The organism is Microbulbifer okhotskensis, from assembly GCF_023895975.1.
GTDB lineage: Bacteria > Pseudomonadota > Gammaproteobacteria > Pseudomonadales > Cellvibrionaceae > Microbulbifer > Microbulbifer okhotskensis.
This window is the reverse complement of sequence record NZ_JALBWM010000136.1, coordinates 1-9,048: the sequence shown is the minus strand read 5'-3', so window position 1 is coordinate 9,048 and position 9,048 is coordinate 1. Positions and strand designations below refer to the sequence as shown.

The following is a 9,048-nucleotide window of genomic DNA, read 5'->3' as shown; positions in this document are numbered from 1 at the left end:
CCGACTACCAATAATCCACTAGCAAGAGCGGTTACACAGAATTGTTTACACCCTCACTGACCCCGGGCCGGCTCTTGCTTAGTCTGGCCATTACCTTGCTGGGCGTAGCATTGGTAGTAATAGCCATAACCCGCCGAAAAATCAGTGGCTTGATCGCGGCAAGACTCAGATGTTTGGTTTCGACGTTTGAGGACTACTTTTCGCCCCTCAGCCCCTCGCAGCTTCGACCTACATCCAAAGCGGCTCTTCGGTTTATTATCAATTTGTCAACGAAATCAAGACTAATGCAATTTTGCCTATTCTATTTCAAACCTATCCAATCGTTTTACTGCGATACTGATTCTGATATCGATGGTAGCGCCTTTAACCTTGCCTTGCCCGGTGTTTGGACTTTATTCAATTTGGATCGTTTATAAAAACAGTGAAATTTGGATTGTGATCCTGATCGCTTCTGGAGTGGTGGCGGGCATGCTTCCCCGTCAAACGATACTTCAGTGTTTTAAGAAAGTGAAACAATCGCCTCTGACCAGGTCCTGATTCAGCTCATTAGACCGCTGCTCATCGCAGGCTCAAATGTTCAAGCAGCGCTCTTAGCCTTTTCTCTTACCAGCCAATAAGAAACGCCCAGTGCAATAGTCACCAGAGCGATACCCACAATCTGCTCCGCGCTGACCAGCTTTAGGTCGAGGACGATAACCTTTCTCGCTACGGCCATTAGTGCAGTTGCCAATACCAGCTGCACAGGGATTACACTGGTGCCCAGGTAAAGGCGTATATTCGTAAAAATTTCTATAGCGATCAGCACAACCAGAAAAGCCCCAAAAGTCTCCAGGATATCCTCCATATCCAATAACAGGAATGGCGTTTCCATAAGCCGTTGATAGAGCACATAAACCACATCAGCAATAGTCAAGAAGATCACCAGCACCATCAGAATAGCGAGAAACTTGACAGCAAGCTTGATTGCGCGGTGCAACTGATTAATCAGGGGATCATCGTGATCCTCGTGGATCTCGTCATATTTCATGGGCGCTGCTGTGCCGATAGTTAGCGAACATTGCTTGAGTTCGACTATAGGCGAAATACCCGGACTCGGCGGTGAAGCCCCCCAAGAATCCTGGCGCAAAGCCCCGGCAGCGAATTCAACACAGGGAAACTATTACGCACTTTGCGAGCCACGAAAGTAGTGTTTTTGGCAGCCTGTCAACCCAAACTATGGTCCAAGTATACTTCGGCCTTATCAAAGAGGGTTTAAGGCCATACGCCGAAAACCCTGGTTGAAAGAACGACAAAAAGACCCGTTAACAAGCTGCTAGGGGAGGCAACCAGCGCGAGTAAAGAAATATCTTACCTCGTAGTCACTACAATCCTCAGTAGCACAGAAAAAACGGTAGTTGGGGCCAATGTCGCCGACCAACAGGCTTTCACCAGTCAGGGGGTAATCCAGCTTGGTATCCGCAACCCGAGCCTCAATGCTCGCCACGTCACTGACTTCGCAGCTGTTGGTTATATTTCCTGCCGCCTGGTGCTCATTAAAGCTCTCATAATCAATTCCGTCCGAAGAGGGATCATCAAGGTCCAGCCACTCGGTCGCATAATATCCGGGGCTCACCAATGAGCTGGACAACTTGTGGACACCTAGAGAATCAATCTCGTCGTCATGGCTGCCGTGGAAGGCAAAAATCTGCTGTGAAGAACTTGATGCATAGGTGGTGCACGAGCCCTGCTCGGTCCCCCCAGAAATTGAAGAGCCGTCACTGGCGGTGAGCTTCAAGTAATAAACACTGCCCGCTTCATACTTTTCATCATCCACACAAATTTCCACATCATCGAGATATTCATCGCTGGCGGAATTAAAGCTCAATATTGTACCGAGAGAACCACCCTCCCCGTTGCCATACTCGATACACAGCTCGTGGTTACTGGCCGTCGCCTGACTGATCGCCTGCTTAAACTCATAGCACGCCTTGAGCCCATCAATCCGGCTGCCAGAACGTATTTGTACTGACTTAATATTCATAGCGCCACTACCGAGCAGCTTTCGTTTTACCAGATCAATCGAATCAAACTCGCTACCTCCAGTGCCACCAACCGCGTCCTTCTTGATGTAGCCAAAGTCGGAATAGCTATCCTGACCGGCAATCCAGAAACCCTCAAACGGCTCATAATAATTCAACCAAATAGAGGTATTAACCCCCTCTGAGCCCCTCAATGAATAGAGGGTGGCATTTTCGTGAGCGTTGTAAGGCATACCGAAATCATATCCCTGCTCGGCACAGACGTTATAGCCATCGCTCCAACTACCAGAGGTACTGCTGATATGCCAGTTCCGCTCATCATCCACACAGGCGAAAACCCGCTCGGTGCTACAGCTATAATCTGTAATCTCTCCGTCATTGGTCATCCAAGCACAGCGGTTGCCGCCACTCGGGGAATCATTCCGCCAAGACCAAGTGAAATCCTCTATTTGCGGCGCTTTAGAAGCACCAATGGTAGTCGCATTAGCCTCCACTAACGCGAGTTCCAACAGATTGTACCCCGCTTCTGCTTTCTCCATTACCGTGCTACCGGAAATTTTAATATCGTCTTTGCTATATTCCGTCGTCGCATCGAGGGCAACACTGAAATTCCCATTCTCATAGTGGGTTGTAGCACTGGTGTTACCATCGATATCAGGAGTCAACTGGCTGGAATTTTGGGCTAATGGTTCATGTGAGGTGAGACTCCCCGACGCATCCATTTCATCTACGCCGATCCATACGTTGCGACGGAATTTCGATGTATTTGACTCATCGTGATAGTCGCACAAGTTGTTATCGCCAGTATGGGGATAATCTCTGGGCACCTGAGTAAATAAGATCACATTGCGCCCCGCATCTAGCACATCTTGCTTGGTCAGCTTTTGTACGGGTAAAGATGCACAGGCATCCTCTGTATAACCCCAATCGGTTGGCTTAAATACCAACTCCCCCAACCGGCTCTCAATTTTCTCACCAATCTTATTACGAAAATTTTGGTGGTAATCAGAATCGTAGGCTTCAAACTTTAAAAAGATAACTTCATCATTATTATCTTTGAGAAAATCTTTAACCTCATCCAAGCCATCCCCAAGGGTTGCCGCCGTACCGAACATATAAATACACATGGTGGCCTCTTCCAGCCCCATATGGCACAGGTGAGGGGTAGAACTAAACGTAGAGGACGGATAAGTATCATACTCAACCAAGCGAACTCCACGTCTAAATAACTTCTCCGGTGCATACCACTGATTCACGTCGGTATAAACACCCTGATCCCACTGGTAAGAGGCATAGGCATTGTGCGCACCCGCCCATAGTGATTTTGACAACGGCGCTTTAGTATCTATCTGGCCCTGAAGATCCAGACGTTTCACCTTATCATCACTAGAATCAATTTCGCCTTGAGCGCTCATCGAGAGAGAAGCACTCAGAAATAAACCTGATACCAAACCAATTATTTTATGCATTATTTTTCCTGACAAGTATCTTGAAAGTGCCTTAAGAATCAAACCTCAATAAATATCCCCCTTACTTGAGGTAACCAACTGAAACTGGCGTACCCAATTGCCAGAAATCGCTAAGTTACACCAATACTGCAGAGTCAAAATGAGTCATTTACGCTACTTTACGCTTCCACAATTTATGCACATTTCATGTCGCCAAATTTCTTATACTTCAGTCTCGGATAGTGAACAAGACGGACCTCTCGGTAAGACTGGGGAGACTATTATGAATAGTGTGGTCTGCCGGTTACACGCTTAAGCACTTTTTATAAAAAATTTGCCTTTTGCGGTAAAAATCACCTTGACAAAAACATGACAATCATACTGCTTATCATTGCTGTTAAAGCACAAGCTTTATTGGGATTGCTAAACTCCAATATTTCATATCAAAGTTATTATTCGCCTAACAAGCAGTCCATCCCAGAGCCGGCGAAATGATGACCATAGCTTCACAGTACCCCGCCCGCCCACCTTGGAAAACATCTATCACCCACCTCACCGATTGTGCGGCAAAAACTAGCACCGCTACTTGCAAGCACTATGACTGCTCACCCCTCCATACATGGCTCGTAAAGCCTGCAAAACTACTCTGGCGTGCCGAGCAGTAGCTTTTGTTTATCCCGCTTGCACAACAATAAATCTATAGCTCGCTAAAATGGATCAGCCAATGCAGCTAATGTAAGGAGTGGTGCGAGCCAAGGTACTCGATCACAACTCTAATTCGTACATTGAAGTTAAAAATGATATGGCGAGTTTGGTCGCCGACATAATGACAGACTTTAACAATAGATAGTGCGCACTGATAACTTACCTATCAAACAGACAGGGAGATAATCGGGCAACCAAAGGCTAAAACGATTAGGCTTAAATCCAAAACTGGTTTATTATACTGTGATTTTGAAACCTAAATACAGGGAAATTTTCAAAAGACTATGAAAAATAATATCGGGATCTTTACAGCCGCAATATTATCCATCTACCTGTTAGGATTTTTTCTAACTCAGTAGTTTATATGAAGACGAGCATCGATATACATACACACCCATATACTCCTTGGGTAAGCAAACTGGACTCATACAATCCAATTCGTGTAGCGTACGTTGACAGCATAATTTTTTGATGTATACGCTTTGATGCGTGCACCTATTAAGCCTTATATTCTCAGCCCATCAATGCAGTTCAATTTAGCACCAACAGAACCTCAGCCAGACTTACTAACGAGCCAGGCATCCAACTTACTACAGAACAAAGAACCCCCAGTAGAATGGAATTATTATCTCTTAAAATACCGGCCGGATGGGAAATGATAAAAAATCACTTCTATGACATCGTGCATGAAAACCACTCCAACCCCGGTGAACTACTTGGATACCCATTCCATGAAGATATATTATTTTTAAGAAACCGGCATCTACGACGATCAGTGGACTTGGGATGGACACCTGACTGCGACCCGAATGGGAGCTATAAGTTAACGTTATTAGCCTGGCTTGATGGCGAGTTAACTACCCCCTCACCAAAACAAACAATATTAAGAAAAATGGAGTGCGTAACACTAAAATATAAGCTAACACTTCCAATTACCGAAGACTGGAACAATCCGATAGAGAAATTTGAATCTAACTGCAGATTTTCTATAAGAGATCGTATCAACGATTTTTTAAGGGGGAAATGAATGCACCCATATTATTGACAGGGCAGTGTTTACCGGAAATTCAACATACATTTTCGCATCAGATAAATATAAAGTAGCAAAGCAATTCCGCTGCAATCTGAAAACAGTTAAAACATTCAAATAATATGAAAGAAATCAGTAAAGCTGACTTGGTAGATGGCTTATTTAACGCAGCAATCCCTTGCATAGAAAAGTTCATCGAAGAGCACAACAATGAGACATTCTTTGGCTTTGCTATAGAGACTCTGGCCGAGGAAGGTTACTTTCATCTTTGCGCAAGCTCTTCTGAGTCCTTTCAGTCAACTGTAGATGAATACTTACTATCTGGAGAAACACTTGAATTCATTATGGGAGAGGACATTAAGTGGAATAACCAAGAGTGGGCTTACTTTGACTTAAATTATAACTGTAATATATGGAACAAAGCATGGGAGCCCATGCTCGATATAATTAACTCACACAAGAATAATATTTCCCAGCTAAATAATCAGGAGTCTACAAGGGCTCAACAAAAGTTTTCAAACTTATTCAAGGAGGCTGGAGAGGAGGTCTACATGAAGATTATAAATTCAAGGATTTTGGACAAAATGAAACAATCTTCTGATTTCAGGTCATTTTTCTTCGAGCATCACGATGCATTTTAGCTTTACTCGCAATTGAGCGGAAAAAACGGCGGGCAGGGCCAGCATCCACGCCCCAAGAAGCCGCCCTCCCCTGCTCATTTCTGCCGCATCAATAAGGTAAGATTTATAAAATTATGGCTGCCTCCGTCTTGTTTCCACCGGGTGAGGGGCTATGAACATCAGGGAGCCCCTGAATAATCCCGCAATTTCTCTGCGGGAATTGAAATCGGCAAATGTCAGAAGCAGCTCGCCACGAATGGTCTTAACCCTTCGCAAGATCTGCAACACAGTAGCTATGGCCTCCAAGGCCCACCCTGCGGGACTTTCAGAGCGATTCACTCTCTGCGTCGTGACTTTTTGAAAGGCCTAGATTGTGAACCGTTATGGAAGCCAGAGGCATCGCAGAATTATTCAGAGGCTCCCCAGAGGCTTACCAAAGTTTACAATCGAATAAAAAATGGCATAACTTTGCTACAATAGGCCCCCTTTATAAAGAATCAAGTCAATAAACCAGCTTTTCAAGCTCATCCAGCAGCAATTTTGAGGGAGACTTTAGGAATGAAAAAAATACAGAACTTTTCAATGATTATTGCTGTATGTCTAGGCCTGTTTGTTAACGGTGTAGCTGCAGAAGAAATAGAGATAAACAAAGATCTCACCATCCACTACGAACAAGCGGGCAGCGGCGATACAACCATCATTTTCATCCCTGGCTGGATGATGTCCACAGAGGTCTTCGAACATCAGCTCGCTCACTTCAAGGGCTCTACACACTACCGGGCGCTGGCATATGACCCTAGAGGTCAGGGAAAGTCATCAAAACCGGTTGAAGGTCACACCTATCAACAGCACGCTCGGGATTTGAATCAACTGATTGAAAAACTGGGTTTTAAAAATGTGATTTTGGCAGGCTGGTCATACGGGGTAACGGAGCAACTGGCATACTTGGATCAATTTGGTACTGAAAGACTCAAAGCCATGATCATGATCGATACCGGACCAGATATAGCCGGTGCCACACGCGACGAGTGGGTTTGGTATCTCAACGACGACTCTGACGGTTACTCACGAGGGTTCACCGAAGGCATTATTGAGAATCGCGAAAGCGTAATTTCCGGATTCTCTGAGTGGATGCTGGAAAACCCCACACCGGAAAATATTGCCTGGGTATCAAAAATCGCCAAGCAAACGTCAAGCAGTGTCGCTTCGATTACGAATGCCACAGGGTTTTACCTCGACTACAGTGAAGATCTTATCGCACTTGAGGGCAAAATGCCCTTGCTGTACCTCGTGCGAGATGACATGAAAGAAGTAGCAGACAAGTGGATCCAAACCAACACCCCATCCGCCACTGCTGTATACATGGGTAAGCATATGATGTTTTGGGAAAGGCCTGAGGAGTTCAATATGGTCGTTGATAAATTCCTTTCAGGTATGGATGATATATAGCATCGCCTGGCCTGAGAAGATCAAATCTCATAAGAATACTCAGCAGGTGCGGTAGAGCCGCGCCGCTGATACTGACTGGCGCCTACTATGGCTCCCCAGAATCTCAAACTACTACTTAGATGGCAGGGCCGGATTCACTATACGACCACACCCCAGTGGCAGTGCTAACTGCCGCTTCTGACATAAAGAAAATGGGCTTCCTCAATATTCGCCCACCAGATACACAAAGTAACTTAGACATAAGATCAAACTCGACAGCACAACCTGGCGACTCTTACAGATCGACAGTTAGCCCCTCTTTCCTCGTCTCCGACCATAAAGTTTTCATTATAAATTCACAAACTGGCGCAAACTTAACGTCATTTGGCGCCCAACCCAATGGTTCGATTCCCAGCCAGAGGACAAACTATCGGCAGGCCAGTAAGAAAAAACTGTCAAAGGAAACAACTATGAGTTCAGCTGTAAGTCGCATCCCCGCAGCCAATTGCCATATAGCCCTGGAGTACTTTCAGGAGCTAATGACCTTCGAAACTGACTGCTGGGATGTCCATCATGCCCTGTCAAATGGCCGCAAGGACTTCGTTTTGCTGGATGTACGCAGTGAAGATGCGTTTCGGCAAGGGCACATTCAAGAAGCAGAATCCTTGCCACACCAATGGATCACGGAAACGACAATATCCGGCTATCCGGCCACCACATTATTTATCGTCTATTGCGCGGGCCCGCACTGTAATGCGACAGAGAAAGCCGCTATCAGGCTCGCCAAGCTTGGTCGTCCGGTAAAAAAATTGATTGGCGGTGTCACTGGATGGATAGATGAGGGGTTCAGCCTAGTTAAAGAGCAGAGCACTTCGAGCAGCTAAGAATTCAATAAATTTCTACTCACAGAAGCATACGCTAAAGGGCACCGGCACGTGCCCCCACCCATTTTTTAAAAACTAATTATGCAGTAATTCAATAGGGAACCGATGTATATACGCAAAGCAAAGCCCTGTGATAGCGCCCAATTTTTAGAGATGATGCGCGTCCAGCCAAGTTTGAGGGCTATTTCACTGAATTCAAAGTTACTGAACCAGAATTGAACCGCCGGCTATTTAAACAAGCAAGTTTTCAATGTCTAGTTGCCGAGAACGGTGGCACAGCTGTTAGATACCTTGCCTACTACGCACTTCCGTTCACCTATGATTTAACCCCCTGGCTCTGGATCAAAGAACTTTATGTTATCGATAACAGACAGTGCCGGCGCAAAGGAATAGGAAAAACACTGATGGAAAGATTGACCTCTGAGGCCCACAAACAAGGAAGTGGTAAAATCAAGTGGAAAGTCCTTTCTACCAACTTGAATGCTAAAACCTTTTACCTTCAACTGGGCGCTTCTTCAGAGTTAGAATGGCAGATTTGGTCCCTCAGCAAAAAGACCATTTTTGACTTGAGCCATCAGTAAATATAGGCCTCGAAAGGCCCATTAGCTCTGTGTAACTATATGATAAAAGCCCACTACTTATATTCCCAGATTACTTCCGCTGACATACCCGGCCACCCCAGGTGGCCAACCATGATCACCCAACTCGCTACCCAATATACTCTGCGACATATAATCTGTTTATATATAGATGAACAAAGCATGACTATTGACCCTCTAATCATCATCTCTACCAAACCATAAACGTCTGTATATCAACACAGTTTTTTAGCTGACCGTTAAGCAATCAAACTCTAAATCTACCAATACTTCGGACAGTTTTAGGGGGCGAAATAGGTAGGAACCACGGCCAGAT

General features: G+C 45.3%; 7 protein-coding genes. 5 read left to right on the top strand and 2 right to left on the bottom strand.

Annotated elements, in window-relative coordinates:
- Positions 1-577: 577 nt before the first annotated feature.
- Both MO867_RS19115 and MO867_RS19110 read right to left on the bottom strand, forming a co-directional pair.
- Positions 578-1,027, bottom strand: a complete 450-nt coding sequence (locus tag MO867_RS19115) for a phosphate-starvation-inducible PsiE family protein (protein WP_252472110.1) — start codon at positions 1,025-1,027, stop codon at positions 578-580.
- Between the two features lie 285 nt (positions 1,028-1,312).
- Positions 1,313-3,487 carry a jacalin-like lectin gene (locus MO867_RS19110; RefSeq protein ID WP_252472109.1) on the bottom strand — a complete coding sequence of 725 codons (2,175 nt, stop codon included), beginning with the start codon at positions 3,485-3,487 and terminating at the stop codon, positions 1,313-1,315.
- A gap of 1,300 nt (positions 3,488-4,787) precedes the next feature.
- Here MO867_RS19110 and MO867_RS19105 point away from each other — a divergent pair.
- The 5 genes from MO867_RS19105 (at position 4,788) to MO867_RS19085 (ending at position 8,714) form a co-directional block, all read left to right on the top strand.
- Positions 4,788-5,198: a hypothetical protein gene (locus tag MO867_RS19105; protein ID WP_252472108.1), complete on the top strand. Its 411-nt coding sequence runs from the start codon at positions 4,788-4,790 to the stop codon at positions 5,196-5,198.
- Positions 5,199-5,323: 125 nt separating this feature from the next.
- On the top strand, positions 5,324-5,842 hold the full coding sequence (locus MO867_RS19100) for a DUF4303 domain-containing protein (RefSeq protein ID WP_252472107.1): 519 nt from the start codon (positions 5,324-5,326) through the stop codon (positions 5,840-5,842).
- A gap of 537 nt (positions 5,843-6,379) precedes the next feature.
- Positions 6,380-7,270: an alpha/beta fold hydrolase gene (locus MO867_RS19095; RefSeq protein ID WP_252472106.1), complete on the top strand. Its 891-nt coding sequence runs from the start codon at positions 6,380-6,382 to the stop codon at positions 7,268-7,270.
- A gap of 449 nt (positions 7,271-7,719) precedes the next feature.
- Entirely contained in the window at positions 7,720-8,133 is a 414-nt protein-coding gene (locus tag MO867_RS19090; RefSeq protein ID WP_252472105.1) for a rhodanese-like domain-containing protein, read from the top strand.
- Between the two features lie 143 nt (positions 8,134-8,276).
- A complete protein-coding gene (locus MO867_RS19085) occupies positions 8,277-8,714 on the top strand; it encodes a GNAT family N-acetyltransferase (RefSeq protein ID WP_309143316.1) in 438 nt (145 codons plus the stop codon).
- The last annotated feature ends 334 nt before the right edge of the window (positions 8,715-9,048 follow it).

Excerpts from the sequence above, each read along its gene's own strand:
- MO867_RS19090 (WP_252472105.1), top strand. The coding sequence starts at position 7,720 with ATGAGTTCAGCTGTAAGTCGCATCCCCGCAGCCAATTGCCATATAGCC.
- MO867_RS19105 (WP_252472108.1), top strand. The coding sequence starts at position 4,788 with ATGGAATTATTATCTCTTAAAATACCGGCCGGATGGGAAATGATAAAA.
- MO867_RS19110 (WP_252472109.1), bottom strand. The coding sequence starts at position 3,487 with ATGCATAAAATAATTGGTTTGGTATCAGGTTTATTTCTGAGTGCTTCT.
- MO867_RS19095 (WP_252472106.1), top strand. The coding sequence starts at position 6,380 with ATGAAAAAAATACAGAACTTTTCAATGATTATTGCTGTATGTCTAGGC.
- MO867_RS19115 (WP_252472110.1), bottom strand. The coding sequence starts at position 1,027 with ATGAAATATGACGAGATCCACGAGGATCACGATGATCCCCTGATTAAT.
- MO867_RS19100 (WP_252472107.1), top strand. The coding sequence starts at position 5,324 with ATGAAAGAAATCAGTAAAGCTGACTTGGTAGATGGCTTATTTAACGCA.